Here is a 20,984-nt window from a genome sequence, read left to right on the forward strand (position 1 = left end):
ACATCGTTTACCGTGTCTCCGCGACCGTCTCGGCCAGAGGGTTGCGTGGTGTCGGGTCGACACGCTCGAACAGCATCACAATCAGCAGCCCTCCGATCACCATCAGCGTGGCCCCGATGCGGAAAGCCAGGGCATAGCCGTTCGTCACCGCGGCGTCGACGGGCAGGCCGCGGTGGAGCTGATGATCGGTGTACCGCACAGCGATTGTCACCAGAACGGCGAGGCCGAGCGCGCTGCCGATCTGTTGCATCGTGTTCTGCACTCCCGAAGCCAGCCCTGAGTCCTGGACGGTCACCCCGTGCAGAGCGGCATTAGTAGCGGCGGGCATCGTGGCCCCCGCGAATATTCCGAACACGATCATTCCTGGCAATATCCCGCTGGGATAGGACGTGGCGGTGTCGATGCCGCTCGTCAGCAGCAAACCCACGCCCGCGCCGATGAAGCCGGTGGCGGCCACCGCCTTGACGCCGAAGCGGGGCGTCGTCGCGGTACCAAGGCCGATTCCGACACCGATCGCGAATCCCAGTGGAAGCCACGCCAGTCCACTCCGCAGCGGCGAATAGCCCAGCACATTCTGCTCGAAGAAGGTCAGCATGAAGGTGTAGGAGATGAATGCCGACATGAAGAACAACGACGTGCCGTTGACGACCGACCTGGTCCGGTTGGCGAAGAACGTCAACGGAATCAGTGGATTGCGCACCCGATGCTCGATGACGACCGTCGAACCGAGCAGACCGATGCCCGCGACGAGCGGTAGTACCACGCGCACGGATCCCCACGGATGGTCCGCTGCCGACAGCAGCGCGAAGACGAGCGCGAACAGCCCACCGGTCGAGGTGATCGCCCCGGTGACATCGAGCCCGAAGTCCTTCTCGCGCACCATCCGGCTCTCGGCGACGATTCGGGGCAGAACCATCAGGACCAGCACGGCGACAGGCACATTGATATAGAAGATCCAGCGCCAGGACGCGAGGTCAGTCAGGACGCCACCGACGATGTAGCCGAGGGTTCCTCCCAGTGCCACCAGCCCGCCCCACAGGCCCAGGGCCTTGTTCCGCTCCTTCGGATCGGTGAACAGCAGCGCGATCATCCCGAGCGATGCGGGGGCGGCCACCGCCTCGGCGACCCCCTGACCGAACCGGCCCGCGACCATCATCGCCGGGGCGACGGCCGCACCGCACACGGCCGATGCCGTCGCGAACAGGACCACACCGGTCAACAGCAGCCGTCGGCGGCCGAACACGTCGCCCAGCCGCCCGCCCAGCAGCAACAACCCGCCCGACATCAGCACATAGCCGTTCACGACCCACGTCAGCCCGGACGGAGTGAAGCCGAGAGAATCCTGGATCCGCGGCAGCGCGACATTCACGATGGTCATGTCGAGCAGGATCATGAACTGCAGCCCGCACAACAGAGCCAGCGCCCACCAGCGTCTCGGATCCGCGGGCGTGAGATCGGCACGCTCGACAGTCGAACCGGCGTTTGCGACGGTGGTGTCTTCCGTGGTCATGCGTGGCTCCTCACGCCGACGTTATTGCCGTCGAGGTCGGTGAACACCGCGATTCGACCCATGGGGGTAGTCCGCGGCTCCATTGTTCGGCGGGCGCCGAGTCGCTGTGCTCGCTCCAGCGCGCGATCGACGTCCTCGACGGGGAAGTACACGACGATCCCGGTGTACGGGCTGTCCGAACCCCACTGTCCGATCCCGCCCGTGGCGGGGCCGTCGGGTGCGCCCACCAGTGCGTAGGTCTCGTCGAGAGCGTTCACAGGCCACTCGAAAACTTCCTGGTAGAACTGTCGTGCGCGGGGGGCGTCGGGCGTGGAGATGTCGAACCACGCGGGTGCGTAGTGCTGTCCGTTTGCTGTCATGAGAGTCCTCCTCAGCCGGGGAGGGAATGTCCGGCGAAGTGTAGGACTGTGGAGATGAGGCAGAATCGTCGCTTGTGAGCAAAGTTTCTTCCGAGGCGGCTTCGGAGGCGGCGGAGCGTGAGCGCGAACCTGAGCTGGCCCGCGCTCGAGACGGGGACCATGCGGCGTTCACGCGCCTGGTGGGACCGTTGCAGCGAGAGTTGCACGCGCATTGCTACCGGATGCTCGGCTCCACTCACGACGCCGACGATGCATTGCAGGAAGCACTCATTCGGGCTTGGCGGGCGTTCGCAGGTTTCGAAGGACGGAGCACGTTGCGCTCATGGCTCTACGCTGTGGCCACCCGAACGTGTCTGGACGTGATCGGCGCGCGGGGCAAGCGAGCCCTGCCCGTCGACCTGGGGCCCTCCAGTGACCGGGCCGTCCTCACTCGTGGCCCGTTGAACGATGTCGCGTGGCTGGGTCCGTATCCGGACTCGGCTCTGCGGGCCGGGCCGGAAGCACGCTATGAACTGCGGGAAACGGTGGAGCTCGCGTTCATTGCCGCCCTGCAGCACCTACCGGGCAACCAACGGGCCGCACTGCTGTTGTTCGATGTTCTCGGCTTCTCCGCCGCCGAGATCGCCTCCACGATGGATACCACTGTCACGTCGGTGAACTCCGCACTGGCGCGAGCCCGCAGGGTCCTCGCCGAGAAAGTGCCCTCGCCCACCCAGCAGCAGACACTGCGCCAGATCGGCGATCAGCAGCTGCAACAAATCGTTGCCGCCTACTGTGACGCACTGGAACAGGGTGACGCCGACGCTCTCGTCGCCTTGCTGACCGAGGACGTCACCTGGTCGATGCCTCCACTCCCGGATTGGTATCACGGTCTGGACGCGGTCACCGACTTCGCTGTGCAAGTGCCCCTGAGCCGGTGTGGCGCCTGGCGGCACATCCCGATCACCGCCAACGGCCAGGCAGCCGTGGCCAGCTACCTGCGGAGCGACGGGACGGGCGCCTACCTTCCCTGGGCGATCAATGTACTGACCTTGCGGGGTACGCGGATCGCCGAAATCACGTCGTTCCTCGGCTCCGGTCACCTGCAGACCTTCGGCCTGCCGGCCGCACTGTCCTGAACACGTACGAACGTTGCCGACCCTCAACTCCGGCCGACCAAGACCGTGCCCTCACCTCGACGTGTCTCATCCCCCGTGGTGGCGAAGGTGTTGTATCGCTGTGTCTCGAGCGGTGAGGAGGTCGTTGCCGTGTTCGAGCACCCATTGGCCGAGCGCTTGCATCGGTCCGTCGACAAGACTGATTGAACCGTCCCAGGTTTGGTGCCCACCGGTTTATCTGTCACCGGCCGGTTGCTCGGCGCGGTGTGCATAGTAGTCGGCTTCGTACTCGACCGGTGGTGTGCGGCCGAGCCGGTGCATGAGCCGACTGGTGTTGAACCAATGGACCCAGTCCGCGGTAAGGGTCTCGATGTCGGCGAGCCGGTTGAGCGGGCCGCGCCGGAACGGTGAATCGTCACGGATCGCTTCGGTCTTGTAGAGCCCAATTGTGGTCTCTGCCAACACATTATCGAATGCGTCACCGACCGAGCCGATCGATGGAATCATCCCCGATAGCATTAGTGATTCACCGAACCGCACCGATGTGTATTGCGACCCGGCGTCCGAATGATGGATTGTGCTGCCGGACAATGGATGCCCCTCGCGGGATCGTATCGCCGCCGATTGCCGGATTGCGGATTCGACGAAGCTGGTGTGCTTGGATGTCGAGCATTCCCAGCCGAGAATTCTCCCGGCGTAGGCATCGATCACGAACGCGGTGTAGACGAACATCCCAGTCGCCAACCGAACATAGGTGAAGTCGGCGACAAGGAGCCGGTTCGGCGCCGGGACCCGGAACTGACGATCCACCAGATCCGGTGCCCGCTGCGCCGCCGGATCAGCTACGGTCGTGCGCACGCTTCTGGCCCGGGTGGCTCCCTTCCAGCCGTTGGCGCGCATGAGTCGTTCCACCGTGGAGCGGGCCACCGGAATGCCTTGGCGGCGAAGATGAGCCCACATCTTCAACGACCCATACAACGACTCCGGCCGACGCCGCCCAAGCTCGTCGGGCTCGTAACAGCGCGCCAGGATCTCGGTCACCGCCGCGTCCCACAGGGACCGTTTCGATGGTGCTCGCTTGTTCCACGCGTGGAATGTTCTCGGGGCGATCTTGCACCCGTGCGCACTGAGCGCACGGCAGATCGGTGCGACCCCGAACCGAGCCCGATGCTCGGCGATGAACCGGCAGATTATTTCTGTTTCGGGCCGCACTCCCGAACTAAGAAAGACGTTGCCGCCTTGAGGATTTCGATCGTCTTTTCCAACTCGGCGTTCTTACGCCTCAACTCACGAATCTCCCGCGCCGCCGCGGTTGAGACACCCTCGGATTCGCCCTCGTCGACCGCAGCCTGGCGAACCCACTTCCGCAATGTCTCGGGAGTCATCCCCATCCGACCCGCGATCATGGTGATCGCGGCCCACTCCGAGGCGTAATCGTCCCGGTGCTCGCGAACCAGACGAACCGCCTTCGCCTTCGTCGCCGCGTCGTACTTCGTCGGCATGATGTCTACCTTCCCAATCAAGAAGGTGGGCATCAAACCCGGGATGCTTCAGGGCGTGTGCCGTCGGCCCATCGCGCGTATCTGCGTGAGAATGTTTTCGATTTGTTCGTCTCGCCCGGGGAGCCCGAGGCGGACCTTGTCCATGGGGGCCGTGTCCTCGATGGCGATCACTTTGAGGCCGTGTTCGGCGAAAATTTCGATGTCGCGTCTGATCGCTGCCTCCCCCAACGGAATATCGTCGGAAGCAGTGCCTGGCGGCTGGGGTATCGAGTACGGCACCGGCGGTGTGCTGGTCGAGGAGGCCTTCTACACGGCCGAGGAGGTCACTGCCGACAGCTACTCGGGCCACGAGTGGATGTGGGCGAGGCAGCTGAAGGAAGCGCAGGCGAAGCAAGCACAGCAGGCCGAGTCGGACGCGAAGACGGTCGGGGTCCGAGGCGACGACGACCACTGCCCGCACGGCGACCGCCACTGGCTGCTGGGCGTCGAGACAGGCGCCGATCCAACGGGCAATCGTCCGGTGGCCGGATACCGCGGACCGCTGGGTGGGAGAGCGCAGTTGCCAGGGGGATTTCGCCACTTACCGTGTGGCTCCAACCGATCGCCTCATCGAGGGAAGTGAATGTCGTGACAAATCACGACAGCGACTTCGACGCCGTCGTCCTAGGGGCGGGGATCTCCGGCCTCTACCAAGCGCAAGCAAGACAACTCCGATACCAGCGAAAACACCTGCCACACAACGCAATACAACTGTCGTGCTAAACAGGATCGGTCTGCGGGCGGGGGCATCGTCGCCCAGGTGTGGGCGCCTGCCCGAGACCCACATGGCATATGAAGCCGACGGACGGTGCATGCCCTGAGCCATCTGGCCGATTCGGTCGAACCGGTCGCGGCGGTACGCGGGATCGACGGCGCCCCGCGTTGATGCTGTCCCTGGTGGGTCCCGGGCAGGACCATCCTGCGTCCAGCCCGGGAACTGTTGTGTTGAAACCCCGGTGGGGTCTTATCTCGCTGGTGGCGACGCTCGTTCTCGCCGGTCGATGTGGGTCAGTGCACGCAGAATTCGTTACCCTCGACATCGGCCATGGTCACGAAGTACTGATCGCGCTCCCGGCCGGTCCGCAGCGCGGTACCGCCGAGGCCATGAAGTTCGGCCACCAGCGCGTCGACCCGCTCGATCTTGCGCGCCAACGAGTCATCCGGAGAGGTCGCCTGAATATCCAAGTGCAGCCGGTTCTTGACGGTTTTGAATTCCGGCACCCCCAGAAAACACAGTCGCTCCGGCCCGCACGGATTCTGCAACGCAGCGAACTGCACCCGCTCGTTCTCCGGAAACCCCCGGCTGACCTGGTAATCCATCCAATCGTTGTAGCCGGCCGGCACCGGATCAACCCGGTAGTCCAGGGCCGCAGACCAGAAGGCGGCCATCCGATCCGGATCGTGGCAGTCGATAACAACCTGAAACTGTCGAGGCATGATCGAAAGAATGCCAGCACGTCTATCGTCTGTAAACCCGTTGCGTCACAGAACATTAGAGGATGCCAGGCGGTACCGATAAGTGCCTACAGAACTACCGATGCGTGAGAGTCTTCTTCGTGAATATTTACGCTCGGGCCGCCCCACGCGGCCTGAGCATAAAATGGAGGACTGCTCGGATGTTGCGGGAAATGGGCGCCGGTAAGCGCCCGCAGTGTTTCCGGTTGGGCTTGGAGGCGGATTGGGGGCAGCCGGGATCTGCCCACGAACTTTCCAAGCTCTTGTGTGTGAAGAAGCTCGTTGTACCGGCGGCTCATGCGCTGCACGCGGTGTTCGATAACGGAATCGATGAGCGGATCGAACCATGGGAGCAATTGATCCCGCAATTGGACAATAGAATTTATTGTGCTGCAACATATCCCACGTCCGTAGTCGGTTATTGATGGCTTGGGGCCGTGTCGCAGGCAGGGGTTCATACCGATATTGCGTACCACCGAACACACGGACAAGGAACGGGCGGCGCCAACATTTGAGCGAAGCTTGGTTTCCACCCGCTGTGGGCGTTCATCGACCACGGCGACATCGACACTGGAAAGCCGGCCGGGCCGCAGCCACTGATACCGGCTCAATCGACTGCCGACGACCGTCATCAACCGAAATCAGGTCGCCGGTGTTGAGGTGCTGCGCTGTGAGCTCAATGATCGCGCGGGTCGGGCATAGTGGCCTCATGAAGTACGTGTTGCTGATCTGTGACGATGAGAAGGTGTCCCCGACTATGGAGGAGATTGCGGCGGACCCGGCGTATCAGGCCTATGGGGCGGAGATGAATCGGCGAGGAGCCAGTCTCGGTGGTGCGCGGTTGCGTCCGGTGGCGGATGCGACGACGGTCCGTGTGCGGGATGGGGAGACGCTGGTGTCCGATGGTCCGTTCGCGGAGACGAAGGACTTCATCGGCGGTATTGACATCATCGAGTGCGCCGATCTGGACGAGGCGCTCGCGATCGCGGCACGACACCCCTACGCAAGCCGGGGTTGTGTCGAGGTGCGTCCTGTCTGGGAATGACCGCGCCGGAGGTGGTTCGTGCCGCGGTCGATGCAGCGTATCGGGACGAGTGGGGCCAAGTTGTCGCCACGCTGATCGGGCTGACCGGGAACTGGGACCTGGCGGAGGAATGCGCGCAGGACGCGTTCGCCGCCGCGTTGGCGACATGGGCGCGCGATGGCGTTCCGGCCCGTCCGGGTGCATGGCTGACGACGACGGCACGTCACCGGGCGACCGATCGGCTGCGGCGGGACGCAGCGGGGGCGGCGAAGTTGCGGCAGCTTGCTGTGTTGGAGCGGGATCCGATCGAGAGGGAGGACCGCGCGGAGATTCCGGACGAGCGGTTGCGGCTGATCTTCACGTGTTGCCATCCCGCGCTGCCGTTCCCTGCTCGGGTCGCCCTGACATTGCGGACGCTGGCGGGGCTGAGCACGGGTGAGATCGCCAAGGCGTTCCTCACCACCGAGCCGGCGATGGCGCAACGCCTGGTGCGCGTCAAGCGCAAGATCGTCGAGGCCGGGATACCGTACCGGGTTCCGCCGGCGGAGCTCCTGCCGCACCGGCTGACAGCTGTCCTCGCGGTGCTGTACCTGATCTTCAATGAGGGCTACGACGAAGAAGACGGGCGCAGGGCATTGGCCGCGGAGGGGATCCACCTCGCCCGGACGCTGGTCCATCTGATGCCGGCCGAACCCGAGGCGCACGGCCTGTTGGCGTTGATGCTGCTGCTCGAGGCCCGCCGCGGGCATCGCACCGACGACGGCGTGCTGGTCACGTTGGAGAACCAGGACCGATCCCAATGGAATCGCGCGCTGATCGCCGAAGGCATTGCGACGCTCGACCGAGCATTGGCCGCGCGGTGCTCCGGGCCGTATCAGGTGCAGGCCGCGATTGCAGCCTGCCACGCAACAGCGCCCGACGCCGCGGCTACCGACTGGCCACAGATCGCCGCCCTGTATGCGGAACTCACGCGGCTGACGCCATCTCCCGTGGTGGACCTCAACCGCGCCGTGGCGATCGCGATGACGGAGGGCATCCCCGCCGGACTCGCCCTGGTCGACGATCTCACCGAGTCTGGCACGCTCGATGGCTACTATCTGCTGCCCGCGACACGGGCCGATCTTCTCCGCCGGGACGGCCGACTCGCGGAGGCTGCGATGTCCTATGAACAGGCGCTGAAGCTGGCGCCGACCGACGCCGAACGTCGCTATCTGACGAGTCGTCTTTCCGAGATCTGACCAGTGCAAAGGCCATCGCGGCCGAATTTTTCCAACTTTCTTCCCGGGCGATGTCGATCCCGGGCGGCCTCCTTCGTCGGTGGGGCGAAACCACCTAGAGAGAGGCAAGAACGATGTCGGACACCAACTACCTGACCGCCACCATGACCGTCGACCGGACGCCGGAGCAGGTCTTCGAGGCAATTACCAACGTCCGCGGCTGGTGGAGCGAGAACCTCATCGGCCACTCTGCCGCGCTGCACGACGAGTTCGTCTTCACCGACGACAGCGAATACGCCGGTGAGACCGTCCGAGCCAAGAAGGGCCTCCGTTTCGCCCGGTTCCAGATCACCGAGTTCGTGCCCGGCCGACGGGTGGCCTGGCACGTCGTGGACTCCGACTTCATGGACGACCGTGACGAGTGGACCGACACCACCGTCATCTTCGACATCACCACCGACGCGCAGGGCACGACGCTGCATTTCACGCACGAAGGTCTCACCGCGGCGGAATCGGCCTGCTTCGAAGCGTGTTCGCGTGCCTGGACCTTCTTCATCGCCGAGAGCCTGCCGCAGCTGCTCACCACCGGCGCGGGCCGGCCCATTGCGAGCTACCGCCGGTGAACCGCCGCGAGCAGAAAGGACACCGAACCCGTGCCTGACACGCACAATCCCATGGAAACCGCCGCTGGTCCACTGACCTCCACGCCCCGGCGGAAGCCGGGCACTCGTCAACGGCTCGTGCTGGTATTGGCGTGCACAGCCATGGCGATGGTGGGCCTCGACATCGCCATCGTGAACGTGGCCCTGCCTTCGATCCAGCGAGACCTCAGAATCAGCCAAGGCGGTTTGCAGTGGGTTGTCGTCGCCTACGGTCTCATGCTCGGCGGATTCCTCCTGGTCGGTGGCCGAACGACCGACCTGCACGGACGACGCCGCGTCTTGCTCGCCGGCCTCGGCTTGTTCACCGCCGCGTCGCTGGTGGCGGGCGTGGCGCAGTACAGCGGCGTGCTGATCGCGGCGCGTGGGATCCAGGGGCTGGGTGGAGCACTCATCGCACCGGCGGTCTTGTCGCTGCTGGCGGTCACCTTCGGTGAAGGGCGGGAACGCAATCGGGCTCTCGGCGTCGTCGGAGCCGTCAGCGGAGTAGCCGGAACGGTGGGTGTTGTCGCGAGCGGTCTCATTGCCGCTGGTCCAGGCTGGCGGTGGGCGTTCTTCATCAACGTTCCCGCAGGCCTTGCGCTCATCACACTCGCGGTCACCGGTCTTGCGGCCGATGAGCCCCTTGGCCGTTCCGGGCGGCTTGACGTCGCGGCGGCCGGCATGGTGACCGGCGGACTGCTGACATTCGTCTACGCACTCCACCATGCCTCCACACATGGATGGACCTCCGCCGGGACACTGGCATGGTTCATCGCGGCCGGCATACTGATGGCCGTGTTCGTGTGGTTGGAGAAGCGTTCACCAGCCCCGCTCGTGCCGGCCAGGGCACTGCGGAACCGCACGCTCGTCGCGGCGAACCTCACCGCGCTGCTCGCATTCGGCGCGTTGCTCTCGTTCATCTTCCTCGGATCGCTGCTGATGCAGCAGAAGCTCGGGTATTCGGCAGCGCGAACGGGTCTGGCGTGGCTGACTACGACAACGACCGGGTTCGTGGTCGCGTGGGCTGTGGGCCATCTCGTAGCCGCCGTGGGGGTCCGGCGCCTGCTGGTCACCGGCCTGACACTGGTGACCGCCGGCGTGGTGTGGCTTACCAGGGTCCCTGCCGACGCCAGCTACCTAACCGATCTGCTTCCGGCGTTCCTGGTCGCCGGACTCGGATTCGGGGTCTGCGGGCCCTCGCTCCAGATCTGCGCGCTGTCTGGTGTCACCGAATCGGAATCAGGACTCGCATCGGGCTTGCTCGAGACAATGCGCGAGATCGGCGGCGCGGCGGGCGTCGCCGCGGTATCAACAGTCCTTGTAGCCGGAACCGGCTTCGACGGCTTCCACACCGCATTTGCCGCTATCGGTATCCTCGCCGGTCTCGGAGCCATCGTCGCAGCGACCGGCTTTCGGCACGGCACTTGACCGGAATCGGCCCCGTTGCTGTGCGTCCGATATCCGACATTCCGCCGATCCGGTGCCGGGTATCGGATGCGGTGCGGGATGATGTGCGACCGGCAGATCGCCGCCGGATCGGAGTCCGGGCCCGTAGTGGTTGCCGGTGCGGATCGATACGGACGGTGTCGAGATCGACGCCGATCGTGGCGCGGAGCCGTTTCCCGGCGAACAGTTGTTCGCGCCGGAGGCATATCTCCGGGTGCAGTCAGGGGTGGTCGGTGAACTCAATGATCAAAAGGTAGTTGCCGTTAGGGTGGTCCGCGAATGTCGCGAAGCGGCCCAACGGTCGGTCGGCGGGCTCGGCGATCCAATGTGCACCCGCGTCCCGCAATTCATGGACCATCACAGGGCTCCGATGTGCGCGCCCAGCCTGCTGGATGCCGCTGCCGTAGCAGCTACTCGCCAGCGGGACGGACTACCGCATGCTGCAGCACCGGATCCGTCACCACCGGATGCTGCACTACGGCTACGAGGTCGCGGGAGTTGCGAAATCGGTTGGGACACCGATGGAACCCAACGAGTCCTGCAATGGATCCATCTGACGGACCGCACCCTCGTTGCGGATATGGACACCGTCGGAACCGTCGTGCACTCGGTCACCGGCCAACGTTTGCTCGCCCCTGCGGCGCACCTCAGCAAGCTCGCAACCCACGCCGCGCTGCTCGGTCTTCCAGCATGGCGCGGAGAACGCGGCCGGGTTCGAATCTGGTCTCCGCTACCGGAGAGACCGCCGGGGAACCATAGGCTTTCGGGCCGGTCCTCGGCATCGCAACCCGGCTGCGGTGCCGGAGTCCGGCGCTGCCCCGCCCGGCTGGTCGGGGCTGATCCTTTGCCGATCAGTGGAAAGGCAGTTCCACTGCCGGCCTTCCGGAATCGGGTCGCGTCGCGACAGTCCCTGAAACGTGCTGGCTGCAGATAATTGCGCTCCCGCCAGCCGGATCGGTCGCTGCATTCCGTTCCAGTGTGGCCGGTTACGCGGCGATCTACGACGCCAGGTGCCCTGTGAGCAGCTGTGGGCAGAGCGTCGGGTTGGGACACAAGCGGATGTGGGCGCAGACTCGAGCTGGCTCCACGGTTACCCCGCGGGCCGCGATCGCGTCCATATGTGCGGATGTCCTGACCCGCAGGACATTTCGCCGGGCCGGGCAGCGCCTTATGCGGCATCATCGGACGTGTTGCGCCGCAGTCGCTCTCGCTCGCCGACCTCGCGGCTGGGCATCACCGCCGGGCCGGACTCGTTGCAGCACTGCCGGATCTCGTATGTATCTTTCTGGGTCGGGGCCCCTTACGATCGCCTGGTGAGCGCGCCAGAGATGGTTCTGTAGTACGTCAACGCACTGAAGTGGCCGGTGGTCGTGGTGCTCGCGATTACACTCTTCCGCAACCCAGCACGCGCCATGCTGGCGCAGGTGCAGAGACTGCAGGTCGCGGCCTTTGGCGCCGAGGCCGAGATGGAGCGCCAAGCCCAGGACTTCGCCCGCGACGTCTCCGCAGTTCCCGCGGACACACCACCCCCCTGGTGGAGTCCATTGAACTCGACTCGCAAACCTCCAACATCCCTAATTCGGAGCCCCCGGACGCCCGAACAACCGGCCCGGAACGCTCGCGCATCATCCAGGTTGCGCCCCAGGTGGCGGCGGTAGGCAGGTCGGCGGCTGAGTTCCTGGAATTCCAAGCGAGTCTGAGTTCGTGAAAGACTTCTCATACAGCGGTTCCTCGGTCCTGCGGACGATCGAGTCAGAGCCTGCGGAGACCATGATTCGCATCGCGCACGACCTGAAACGGATAGTAGGAAGCATCGGTGGGGGAGAGTTGTGGCCAGGCACTCTCTACTCTCTCGAGAGTACGTGGACCGAACTCCTTCGGCTTCGGAACAGAGCCGCCATGGACGGCGCGAGCGTTGCCGCAGCACACTCGTACAACGTCGGCGCTCGGGATTGGGCACGCCGATACGCCGAGTTCCTCGAGGCGGCGGTTGAGGCGTTCGAGCAGATACCACGCAGTGCGTCCGTCGATACCTTCGCAGATGCCTCGACCGACGCGCTGACCTGATCGGTGCGGCGAGCGGGGCCGCCGTATCCCAGATTGTGAAGGCCGCAATCGACTTCCACAGAGCCGGAAAGACTTCCGTGATATGACTGTCCATGATTCACCGGGCTGACGTGCCGGTTTCTTAGGATTTTCTCAGCTGAACCCGAATTGAACCCCCACAGAGTGCCCCACCTGCGGTTATGCACTGATTCGGCTCGACGCTGCCACCCCACCTTTTCTGCATAACCGCAGGTAGAACGGATGACGTGACGTACTGTCTGTGTCCGGAGGGGGTATCGACCAGTACGCCAACCTCCTACGACACCGAAAACTGCTGGTCATCGGCAAATAGCGGTGGCGTGACGGCTCTGGTCCGTTGCCGCAGGTTCGTGCCCCGGGCGGGGCACATCGAATATGGGAACGGGGACGACCTGCGGTTTTCGGGTGGGCGGTTGGTGATTGAAGCCGATTACCAGATGTAGGGGCGGGTCTGTGCAATTTGCCTCGGGTGCAGCTTCGCGACTGGGATGGCTGTCTCCGAAGGCTGCGGCGATGGAGGTGAAAGTCGTACGCGGGCGGGCGCCGCTGGAGAACTCTTCGCTGTTACGATTCGATGATCGCTTGACGGGAATATGACGGTTAGTCTGGCGGTTTCGGGACTAGTGGCACTAAATCGGTTTTCTGACAATCGATTTCGTCCCAATCCCCGGCCGGTCGCATCGTGTCCGCTGTCCCTGAATCCGAAATTGGGAACGATTACGGTAAGCAGCGCCACCTACGAGGCATCGACGGTCAAGGGGGGCAACGGAGTCGAGTATGCCTATCACCGCGTGGGGCCGTGCGTCGGGCGTCCGCTCGCCCTACTGCAGCACTTCCGAGGGAATCTCGGCAACTGGAATCCCGATCTTGTTGACGCACTGGCCGTTTCGCGCGACGTCATAGCCTTCGACAACGTGAATCACTCTTGAGTCGTTTTGGTAGAATATGCCGCACTGCAAGGGGTTTCGGTCAATGGACCTTGCTTCCCGCAACACCGACGCCGCAGCGATCATCTTCACCGGAGACGGCACGCCCGAGCAGTTGGGTGCTGACTACCACCGCGATGCCACGCCATGTCGCTGATCCAGTTGGCCGAATTAGTTTCGGTGTGGTCTATCGCTCTATACAGGTGTCGCTGGACCGTAGGGTCGGTAAAAGCGCTGGTCATAAAGAGGGGAAGAGAATTGAGTGTAAGGGTGCCGACTTGACACCGCGAAGGGGATGCATATGCCCCAGATTTGTGTCCGGAGGGGTATCGACCAGTACGCCAACCTCCTGCAACACCGAAAACTGCTGGTCATCGGCAAATAGCGGTGGCGTGACGATTCCGGTCCGTTGTGCCGTAGGCCCACTCGCGATCGGAAACCTCCGTAGACCCATCGACGGGCCGACTGACCTGAGGAGATTTCGCGGATCGCATTCTCGGCGTATGGCAAATGTCGAAGCGTTACCCGCCCGAGGTTCGTGAGAGGGGCTGCTGCCCGATCAGGTGACGCCGGTCGGGCAGCAGCACCCTCGCACTAGAGGAACGGGATCAGGTTGCCGTTCGCATCCACGCAGTCGAGTATGTCCTTGTGGGCGAGATCATCGACTGCGTACTGGTATCGGCGGATTAGCACCTCCCACGTACTGCGCACCCTGGAACAGAAGGGTCTGCTGGAACGGCGCGATCACCCGACCGACCGCCGCGCCAAATCCCTCGTTCCCACCGAATCCGGTGCGGCCCTGGTCAATCGGGCCATCGGCGCCGTCGAAACCTGCGACCGTGCCTTCTTCGCCCCCCCTCGGCGACCGCACCCCCCGCTTCACCGCGGCACTGCGTCGACTCCGCGACCGCGAGCCCGACTGAGCAGGCCGCTCTCCCAGAGCAGCGGCCACAGCACCAGGACGGCCACGCCGCACACCACCGGCAGCGCACCGAGATGGGACGCGAACGCGCCCAGCGCCAGAGCCAGAATCGAACAGGGCACCGGCCACGCCAGCGCCCAGCGCCATCCCGCCGCACTGCGGACACCACTCACACCCACCACGATGAAATAGGTTGCGGCGCCGCCGCACAGCGCCCAGCCCACCCCGGTCGCGAGATGGCCGTGCGGATGATCCAGGGCCAGGCCAAGACCCGCGGCGAGGGCGGCTATCCCACCCGTGACGCCGCAGTGGGTGAGCATGGTGCGCTGCCACGGTTCGTTCGCCGCGGCCACCGTGTCGGTCATCAGCCGCGGGATGAAGCCGTACAGCAGCGTCAGCGCCCAGAGCCCGGCCAGGCTGACGAAGGACGCGAAGGCCAGTCCGAGTACCCCCGCGTTCCACCGCACACCGCCCAGCGCCGCGATGATCGCGATGACGCCCTCGCCGAGCACGATGATCACGTACAGACCGAGTCGTTCACCGAGATGGGCCGGATCCGCGTGCACCGCCTCGATCACCGGCACCCGATCGGGATCGAAACGCGGACTCCGCTCTATCCGCTTCAACCGGGCCCGCAGGTTCTTGCGCGCTTCGGCCAGCATCTTGTCGCCGGAGATCGCGAACATCACGTACAGGTCCAGCGCCAGGCCCAGTGCCCACAGCCAGAACTTGCCGGGCTCGCCCACCCACAGCGACACGATCCACGGATACACGCCGACGGTGAGCTGTACCGTCGGCCAGTCGACCACGAACTTGCCGCGGCCCCACAGATGTTCGGCGCCCAGCCGCACCAGCACATAGACCGCCGCGAACGTGGTGGCGTGCCGCTCGGGAATGCCGGGCACGGCCGCCGCCATCAGGCCCAGGCTCAACATGGCCGCCAGCATCAGGGCCACCCTGGCCTGGTCGCGAGCAATGTTGCCGTACAGCGTGATACACGCCCACACCATCCAGAACGCCAGGTACAGAACCACATACAGACCCAGATCGCCCAGTGATGGACCCCGGTGCAGCAGGTGTGTCAGCTGACCGATGCCCGCCACCGCGACCAGGTCGAAGAACAATTCCATCCAGCTCGCGTGCCGCTCGGGCGTCCCGTTGCCCGCATCCGCCGGCTCGCTTCCGCCTGTCCCAGGAGTCTCATTGACCACACCCGCACACTAACCGCCCGGCCCGTGCCCGGTTTCCATACCGCCACGCCGAGGGCCGCCCGACCTGTCGGAGGGCACTGTCATGATGGACCGCGTGACTGCTGCGACCACCCAGGCCCAGCTCCGGCTCGACGAACTCGATGCCGAGCAGGCCGCGGCCGTGCGCGCACCCCGGGGACCGGTCTGCGTGGTGGCGGGCGCCGGCACCGGCAAAACGCGCACCATCACCCATCGCATCGCGCACCTAGGCAGTGTCTCGAAGTAGATGTCGAGGTCATAGCCATTGGTCGATGGCGGCGATCTGAATGACGGCCAGGTATCGGGTGGCGAGTTTCTCGTAGCGAGTGGCGACCGCGCGATGCTGTTTGAGCCGGTTGATGCCGCGTTCGATGGTGTTGCGGTGCCGGTAGATCTCGGGATCGAAGGCCGGTGGACGACCGCCCCGGCGGCCCCGGTTGCGGCGGTGCCCGGCTTGATCGGCTGGGACCGGGATCGTGGCGGCGATCCCGCGCTCGCGCAGGTGAGCACGGTTGGCGGCTGAGGAATACGCCTTGTCGGCCAGCACTCGTTCCGGTCGAACGCGAGCTCGCCCGCGACCGAGGCGAGGGATCCAGATACCGTCGAGGACCGCGGCAAACTGTGGACTGTCGCCGGCTTGACCGGCAGTGAGCAGCAACGACAGCGGTCGCAGGCCGTGTTCGCAGGCCAGATGTAGTTTGGTGCCCCATCCACCCCGGGACCGTCCGAGCGCGTGATCGGCCGGTTCGGTGTGGTGCCCGCCGGGTGGTTCGGTGTGCTGCTCACCGTCACGGCGGGCTCCGGCGGCGTGGGGGTGGGCACGCGTGATCGTGGAGTCCACGCTGACCAGCCAGCCGATCTCGCCGGCGGCGTCGGCGATCGCCTGTAGCTGTTGTAGTACCGCCGCCCACACCCCGGCACGGGCCCAGCGGCGAAACAGTGCGTAGATCGCCTGCCAGGACCCGTAGTACGGCGGGATGTCACGCCACGGGCAGCCGACCCGGATCCGCCAGCGGATCCCGTCGACGAGTCGGCGTCTGGTCCACCTCGATGGCCGACCCGGTCGTTTCGGGCTGGGCAGCAGCGGTTCCAGCCGCGCCCACTGGGCATCGGTCAGGTCCGCTCGCGCGGTCACCGCTAGGGTGGTCACGAGGTCTCCGGTGTTCAGTTGAATCTTGGTCGATCAACCAACTACCGGAGACCTCGCTACTTTCAAAACCACAGCACGCCAACCAGTCTCAAGCCCGCGACACTACTTCGAGACACGCTCTAGCTCCGGCGACGTTGGGCAACCCGACGAGGGCGTCGCCGAGCCTGGATCTACTCATCGTTGAGGACGCTGCCCAGCACCGCGGTGCCCAGTACAACCCCGATGCTCTGCAGGGTGCGAAACAAGGCATTTTGGCGAGCATGGCTTTCTCCGCATCGTCGGCCGCTGCCACGTCCTCGGGCAGAGGTGAGGCGATCGGCATGGTCAGATGCAGGGCGGCAACCCGTTCGGGTGCCAGACAAGCCAGTTCGGTGCTGACGAACGCGCCCCTAGTCGCCGCCGTGTGCTCCGAAGCGTTCGTACCCGAGCCTGGTCATGAGTTCGGCCCAGACCCGTACGGTGCGGCCGGGGTTCCAGCCGGGTTCCCGGGGCCGTTCGCTGAACCCGAAACCGGGCAGTGCGGGTACGACGACGTCGAAGGCGTCCTCGGCCGGACCGCCGTGCGCGACCGGGTCGGTCAGCGGCCCGATGAGGTTCTCGAATTCCAGCACCGAGCCGGGCCAGCCGTGGGTCAGTACCAAAGGGAAAGGTGTCGGGCTCGGGTGAACGCACATGCCAGAACGCGATGTTCAGCCCGTCGAGCCGAGTCTTGAAGTGTGGCAACGCGTTCCATCACTTCTCCACTGATCGCCAATCATGCTGGCGCCAAGCGTCCAGCAGGTTCCGCAGACGTTCCAGGCCGATACCTTGGCTCCCGTCCGGAACCGTCTCCGCCTCGGGAAGTCGGACCCGGTCGAGACGTTCCTGCAGGTCAGGGTCGGGAATGCTGATCGGGAAAGGTTCGATCTCGGTCACGACCGCGACGCTAGGGCAGAACCCGACGCGGTCGATGAAGAGAATGTGTGAATCAGTTCTGCCGCAGTAGGTCCGCCGCCGGTCGCTGCCGCGCTCACCGGGCGGTCCGTTTCCGGTGTGGGCCTGCTTCGGCGATCTCACGCTGTGGCCCCGGCGTCCTCAGCAAGTTTGGGAAGGGCTCATATCTCTCGCTCCGACGAGTTGTTCCCGATCTCGGCGTAGGTCTGGACCAGTGGCAAGACACGGTCGAGGGCCGCCATGTTTTACCACGCCGCGCTGCTGGCGACCCGGACCTCGTGCCCGGCGGCCCGCAACGCCGCGGCGTCGGGAACCATCGGATCGAAATGCCGTGTCCGGGCTGGGGGGTGAGAAGAACGCGCATCGAGCTTCTTTGGAATGGATCGAGATGGGAGCAGCCGAAATCTGGAGCCAGGGCTTGATCATGGCCTGCACAGGTAGACGGGTAGTCGGGAATGTCCGTTGGAGATGAAGCTGCTCACCGGCCGCAAATCGGCCGGGTCGGCGGCCAGAGTGAGTTTCGGGAAGCGAGCGAACAGGGCAGGTAGCGCGAGTTGGGCCTCGAGCCGTGCCAAGGGCGCTCCGAGGCAATGATGGGCGCCGTGGCCGAAGGAGAGGTGTTGGTCTTTGGTGGGGCGGTGTATGTCGAAATCGTCGGCGTTGGGCCCGTGGACGTGGGGGTCGCGACCGGCCGCGGCGAAGGAGGCGAGGATCGCGTCGCCTTTCGGAATGCGGAAGCCATCGATGTCGAGGTCCTCGACCGCGAAGCGCAGCGGCAGGTGCGCGATGGGTGCTTGGTAGCGCAGGGTTTCCTCCACCACGTCGGCCCAGCTCGACCTTCCCTGAAGCACATCCGCACGTTGCTCTGGATGGGTCAGCAGCGCGAAAACAGCGTGGTCGAGCAGGTTCACGGTGGTCTCGTGCCCGGCGCTGATGATCAGCATGAGGGTGTCGATGAGTTCCTTTTCGGTCAGTTGGGTGCCGTCTTCGTCGTAGGTGGCGGTCAGCACGCTGGTGATGTCGTCGCCGGGCTCAGCTCTGCGATAGGTGACGAGTTCGCTGACCAGCCGGTACATGTCGAGGTAATTGGCCACCGGATCTTTGCCGGTGTCCGAGGTGTCGAAGAACCTGTCTACCCGTGCGTGCAGCGCGGCGGCCAGATGATTTGGAACGCCTATCAATTCGCTGATCACGCGGATCGGCACCGGGTAGGTGAACCCTTTCCGCAGATCGACCGCCGTGCCGGGCGGGATCGCCGAGAGCTGGTCGAGCAGGTCGGTGGTGATGGCTTCGATCCGTGGCCGCATCGCCATCGTCCGGCGGTGGGTGAACGCCGGGGACACCAGCTTTCGCAGTCGGCGGTGCTCGGCTCCGTAGGCGGTGAACATGTTGTCGACACCGACCCACGAGCGCAGCGGCCAATCCGCAGGGATCTCACCGTTGTTGAATGCGGTCCAGTGCTGCCGCGCGTCTTTGGATACCCGGGAGTCGGTGAACAGACGGCGTAGTACGGCGGTGTCGGTCACCGACCACGCGAGAACGTCACCGGGCAGCACGACCTGGGTGATCGGCCCGCGCAGGCGGATCCGTGCCGACTCGCCTTGGATGTCGACACCGGCAGTGTCCAGCACGATCGGTGCGTGCTCCGCGGTGCCGGTGCCCGTGCTTCCCGAATCCTGTTGACTCACAAGCCTACTCGCCTTCATGCAAGTGCCACGATCGTCTGATCTGGCCACCTTCGAAGGCTAGCGAGATCGGTAGCGCACACGCTTGAATCGCCGCGCCATCTGGATGGAACATTCGCGCCACCAGAATGACCACGAACGGATCTGACGGCGAGATGACCCCCACCGCAGTGGACGCGCAGGCATCGCACGATGCCTGCACTTCGAGTGCTCGCCTTGAACCAGGGCGATACCTGGCGAGAAGATGGGCTCCGGGCAGCGTAGGCGGAGTGGATCGGCAGAGGATGGACAGCACAGGAACCGAGGTCGCAGACCAGCGCGGTGGGTTCGTACTGGACTCCACCATCGCCGGTACTCGCGGATTCGATGTCTTCCAACACGAGTGGCGGGCGAAGATCGGCGATCGCTTCCCGCTGCCGACTGTCAGCCGGGCCACGACCGGTGATTTCCGGGTCAGGAGCCGCGTGGCGCAGATATGCGATGTGGCGATCCACGATCTCGACAGCGCCTCAGCCATCCGGACCGCGGGCACACTGTCCGGTTACGCGGATCAGGTACGGATGTATGTGGTGCGGCGCGGTGTGTGGTCGTTGGGCGGTCCGCCTGGTCGCGTCGAACACACGGTGTCGGCCGGACAGTTCCTGCTGCGGCACGGGCCGCTGCTGCACTTCGCGACGACACCGCACACCACGGTGCAGTTCCTCGCGCTGCCCGTCGCCGCGTTCGAGCCACGACTGCGAAACCGCAGCGTCATCGAGTCAGCGGACTCGGCCGAGATGCGCGTGCTGCTGGCCCACACGAGCACGGTCCACGCGACGGTGACCGACCTCGGCCCTGCCGGTGTGCACGCCGCCCACGGCGCGCTGCTCGAACTAGCCAAAGCGGTGGTGACCGGCGGATTCGACGACGCGGAACCCGAACTCGAGCCCGCACTCATCGAGGCGGCAAAAGTGTTGGCGGACAGTCGTCTCGCCGATCCTGAACTGTCCCCGGCAATGCTGGCACGCGAGCTCAACGTCTCCGTGCGCACCCTGCAACGAGCGTTCACCACGGCGGGAGAGTCGGTGGCCACCTACATCCGCCACCGCAGGCTCGACCAGGCCCGGCTCGCACTCACCGCCCGATCCCGTCCGCCTAGCGTCTCCGAACTCGCCGCGTACTGGCAATTCTCCGACAGCAGCCACTTCATCCGCGCCTTCAAAAACCGCTACGGCCAGCCGCCCGCCGAGTACGCCCGCTCAGCCAGGACCACCTGAATCCTGAGCTGGATCCACGGACGAGCTGGCAGAACTGTGCAGGAACGGCCAGAGCTACAGATAATTCTGTCGAGTCATGCCCCAGAGGTGATCACCGCTGCCCGGCCCGAAGATGTCGTCGTCATGCGCAAGCGCGCCGACGGGAGCCGTGTCGGTCGCGCTATTGCCACCATCCCCATGACCGGGAGAGAGGAAGTGATGCGGAAGGCGCGGCTGGCCGCTCAACTTACCGCTGTGACGAATCACGCCGGACTCGCTCAACGAATGAGCCGCGACGAAATCCGTCAACTGGTGGGAGGCACTCGGTGGAATCCTGGCAATCCTGCGAGCCGCCGACCCCGGCGACAAGCTGGAAGTCTACCGAGAACTGGGACTGAAACTTACCTACAACCACGACGACCACACAGTTACGGCCGAGACGAACCCACGGCCACGTGTTGGCGTACTGTCTGTGTCCGGAGGGGGACTTGAACCCCCACGCCCGATAAAGGGCACTAGCACCTCAAGC

General features: G+C 64.9%; 17 protein-coding genes and 3 pseudogenes. 10 read left to right on the forward strand and 10 right to left on the reverse strand.

The features are described 5' to 3' along the window. Window positions 1-7 precede the first annotated feature (7 nt). A complete protein-coding gene (locus tag ABZ293_RS38485; RefSeq protein ID WP_355189044.1) occupies window positions 8-1,510 on the reverse strand; it encodes an MFS transporter in 1,503 nt (500 codons plus the stop codon). Beyond that, entirely contained in the window at window positions 1,507-1,869 is a 363-nt protein-coding gene (locus tag ABZ293_RS38490) for a VOC family protein (protein ID WP_355189046.1), read from the reverse strand. The genes ABZ293_RS38485 and ABZ293_RS38490 overlap by 4 nt, the downstream gene beginning before the upstream one ends. 74 nt (window positions 1,870-1,943) lie before the next feature. On the opposite strand from ABZ293_RS38490, the gene ABZ293_RS38495 reads away from it, so the two are divergent. Next, window positions 1,944-2,987 carry a sigma-70 family RNA polymerase sigma factor gene (locus ABZ293_RS38495; protein ID WP_355189048.1) on the forward strand — a complete coding sequence of 348 codons (1,044 nt, stop codon included), beginning with the start codon at window positions 1,944-1,946 and terminating at the stop codon, window positions 2,985-2,987. A 213-nt stretch (window positions 2,988-3,200) separates the two neighbouring features. Here the strand turns inward: ABZ293_RS38495 and ABZ293_RS38500 are convergent. Continuing rightward, window positions 3,201-4,468 (reverse strand): IS3 family transposase gene (locus tag ABZ293_RS38500; RefSeq protein WP_355189050.1). Its coding sequence is split into 2 segments (ribosomal slippage): window positions 3,201-4,186 and window positions 4,186-4,468, totalling 1,269 coding nucleotides; the frame shifts between segments, so codons are not numbered across the junction. A 250-nt stretch (window positions 4,469-4,718) separates the two neighbouring features. Here ABZ293_RS38500 and ABZ293_RS38505 point away from each other — a divergent pair. Beyond that, window positions 4,719-4,823, forward strand: a pseudogene (locus ABZ293_RS38505) (2,3-dihydroxybiphenyl 1,2-dioxygenase); the annotation flags it as partial. Between the two features lie 692 nt (window positions 4,824-5,515). On the opposite strand, the gene ABZ293_RS38510 reads toward ABZ293_RS38505, so the two are convergent. Continuing rightward, window positions 5,516-5,944, reverse strand: a complete 429-nt coding sequence (locus tag ABZ293_RS38510; protein ID WP_355189052.1) for a VOC family protein — start codon at window positions 5,942-5,944, stop codon at window positions 5,516-5,518. A 727-nt stretch (window positions 5,945-6,671) separates the two neighbouring features. On the opposite strand from ABZ293_RS38510, the gene ABZ293_RS38515 reads away from it, so the two are divergent. From ABZ293_RS38515 to ABZ293_RS38540, 6 genes and pseudogenes are all read left to right on the forward strand, one after another. Further along, the gene (locus tag ABZ293_RS38515; RefSeq protein WP_355189054.1) at window positions 6,672-7,007 is read left to right on the forward strand and encodes a YciI family protein; all 336 of its coding nucleotides are present in this window, start codon (window positions 6,672-6,674) and stop codon (window positions 7,005-7,007) included. Beyond that, window positions 7,004-8,224, forward strand: a complete 1,221-nt coding sequence (locus tag ABZ293_RS38520) for a DUF6596 domain-containing protein (RefSeq protein WP_355189056.1) — start codon at window positions 7,004-7,006, stop codon at window positions 8,222-8,224. Before ABZ293_RS38515 ends, ABZ293_RS38520 begins: the two co-directional genes overlap by 4 nt. Before the next feature lie 113 nt (window positions 8,225-8,337). Then, window positions 8,338-8,826: an SRPBCC domain-containing protein gene (locus ABZ293_RS38525; RefSeq protein WP_355189058.1), complete on the forward strand. Its 489-nt coding sequence runs from the start codon at window positions 8,338-8,340 to the stop codon at window positions 8,824-8,826. Between the two features lie 30 nt (window positions 8,827-8,856). Beyond that, window positions 8,857-10,272, forward strand: a complete 1,416-nt coding sequence (locus ABZ293_RS38530) for an MFS transporter (RefSeq protein WP_355189059.1) — start codon at window positions 8,857-8,859, stop codon at window positions 10,270-10,272. Between the two features lie 1,917 nt (window positions 10,273-12,189). Then, entirely contained in the window at window positions 12,190-12,357 is a 168-nt protein-coding gene (locus ABZ293_RS38535; RefSeq protein WP_355189061.1) for a hypothetical protein, read from the forward strand. Window positions 12,358-13,941: 1,584 nt separating this feature from the next. Further along, window positions 13,942-14,043: pseudogene (locus tag ABZ293_RS38540) on the forward strand (hypothetical protein); the annotation flags it as partial. Window positions 14,044-14,180: 137 nt separating this feature from the next. Here the strand turns inward: ABZ293_RS38540 and ABZ293_RS38545 are convergent. Further along, on the reverse strand, window positions 14,181-15,434 hold the full coding sequence (locus tag ABZ293_RS38545; protein WP_355189063.1) for a low temperature requirement protein A: 1,254 nt from the start codon (window positions 15,432-15,434) through the stop codon (window positions 14,181-14,183). Window positions 15,435-15,516: 82 nt separating this feature from the next. Here ABZ293_RS38545 and ABZ293_RS38550 point away from each other — a divergent pair. After that, window positions 15,517-15,681: pseudogene (locus ABZ293_RS38550) on the forward strand (UvrD-helicase domain-containing protein); the annotation flags it as partial. A gap of 27 nt (window positions 15,682-15,708) precedes the next feature. On the opposite strand, the gene ABZ293_RS38555 reads toward ABZ293_RS38550, so the two are convergent. The 4 genes from ABZ293_RS38555 to ABZ293_RS38570 form a co-directional block, all read right to left on the reverse strand. Then, the gene (locus ABZ293_RS38555; protein ID WP_355189065.1) at window positions 15,709-16,602 is read right to left on the reverse strand and encodes an IS5 family transposase; all 894 of its coding nucleotides are present in this window, start codon (window positions 16,600-16,602) and stop codon (window positions 15,709-15,711) included. A gap of 389 nt (window positions 16,603-16,991) precedes the next feature. Next, the gene (locus ABZ293_RS38560; protein ID WP_355189067.1) at window positions 16,992-17,243 is read right to left on the reverse strand and encodes an alpha/beta fold hydrolase; all 252 of its coding nucleotides are present in this window, start codon (window positions 17,241-17,243) and stop codon (window positions 16,992-16,994) included. A gap of 91 nt (window positions 17,244-17,334) precedes the next feature. Beyond that, window positions 17,335-17,517, reverse strand: coding sequence for an epoxide hydrolase N-terminal domain-containing protein (locus ABZ293_RS38565; RefSeq protein ID WP_355189069.1), 183 nt, complete (start codon window positions 17,515-17,517; stop codon window positions 17,335-17,337). Window positions 17,518-17,957: 440 nt separating this feature from the next. Beyond that, on the reverse strand, window positions 17,958-19,223 hold the full coding sequence (locus ABZ293_RS38570; protein WP_355189071.1) for a cytochrome P450: 1,266 nt from the start codon (window positions 19,221-19,223) through the stop codon (window positions 17,958-17,960). A 281-nt stretch (window positions 19,224-19,504) separates the two neighbouring features. Between ABZ293_RS38570 and ABZ293_RS38575 the strand changes: the two genes are divergently transcribed. After that, window positions 19,505-20,476, forward strand: a complete 972-nt coding sequence (locus ABZ293_RS38575) for a helix-turn-helix domain-containing protein (protein WP_355189073.1) — start codon at window positions 19,505-19,507, stop codon at window positions 20,474-20,476. 54 nt (window positions 20,477-20,530) lie between these two features. On the opposite strand, the gene ABZ293_RS38580 is transcribed toward ABZ293_RS38575, so the two are convergent. After that, window positions 20,531-20,764 (reverse strand): hypothetical protein, encoded by a 234-nt coding sequence (locus tag ABZ293_RS38580; RefSeq protein WP_355189075.1) that lies wholly within the window; start codon window positions 20,762-20,764, stop codon window positions 20,531-20,533. Window positions 20,765-20,984 lie beyond the last annotated feature (220 nt).

The organism is Nocardia sp. NPDC005998, assembly GCF_040614395.1.
Classification (GTDB): Bacteria; Actinomycetota; Actinomycetes; order Mycobacteriales; family Mycobacteriaceae; genus Nocardia.

Coding starts and splice junctions, on each gene's coding strand:
- ABZ293_RS38485 (WP_355189044.1), bottom strand. CDS start 1,510: ATGACCACGGAAGACACCACCGTCGCAAACGCCGGTTCGACTGTCGAG.
- ABZ293_RS38490 (WP_355189046.1), bottom strand. CDS start 1,869: ATGACAGCAAACGGACAGCACTACGCACCCGCGTGGTTCGACATCTCC.
- ABZ293_RS38535 (WP_355189061.1), top strand. CDS start 12,190: ATGGACGGCGCGAGCGTTGCCGCAGCACACTCGTACAACGTCGGCGCT.
- ABZ293_RS38525 (WP_355189058.1), top strand. CDS start 8,338: ATGTCGGACACCAACTACCTGACCGCCACCATGACCGTCGACCGGACG.
- ABZ293_RS38510 (WP_355189052.1), bottom strand. CDS start 5,944: ATGCCTCGACAGTTTCAGGTTGTTATCGACTGCCACGATCCGGATCGG.
- ABZ293_RS38515 (WP_355189054.1), top strand. CDS start 6,672: ATGAAGTACGTGTTGCTGATCTGTGACGATGAGAAGGTGTCCCCGACT.
- ABZ293_RS38575 (WP_355189073.1), top strand. CDS start 19,505: ATGGACAGCACAGGAACCGAGGTCGCAGACCAGCGCGGTGGGTTCGTA.
- ABZ293_RS38520 (WP_355189056.1), top strand. CDS start 7,004: ATGACCGCGCCGGAGGTGGTTCGTGCCGCGGTCGATGCAGCGTATCGG.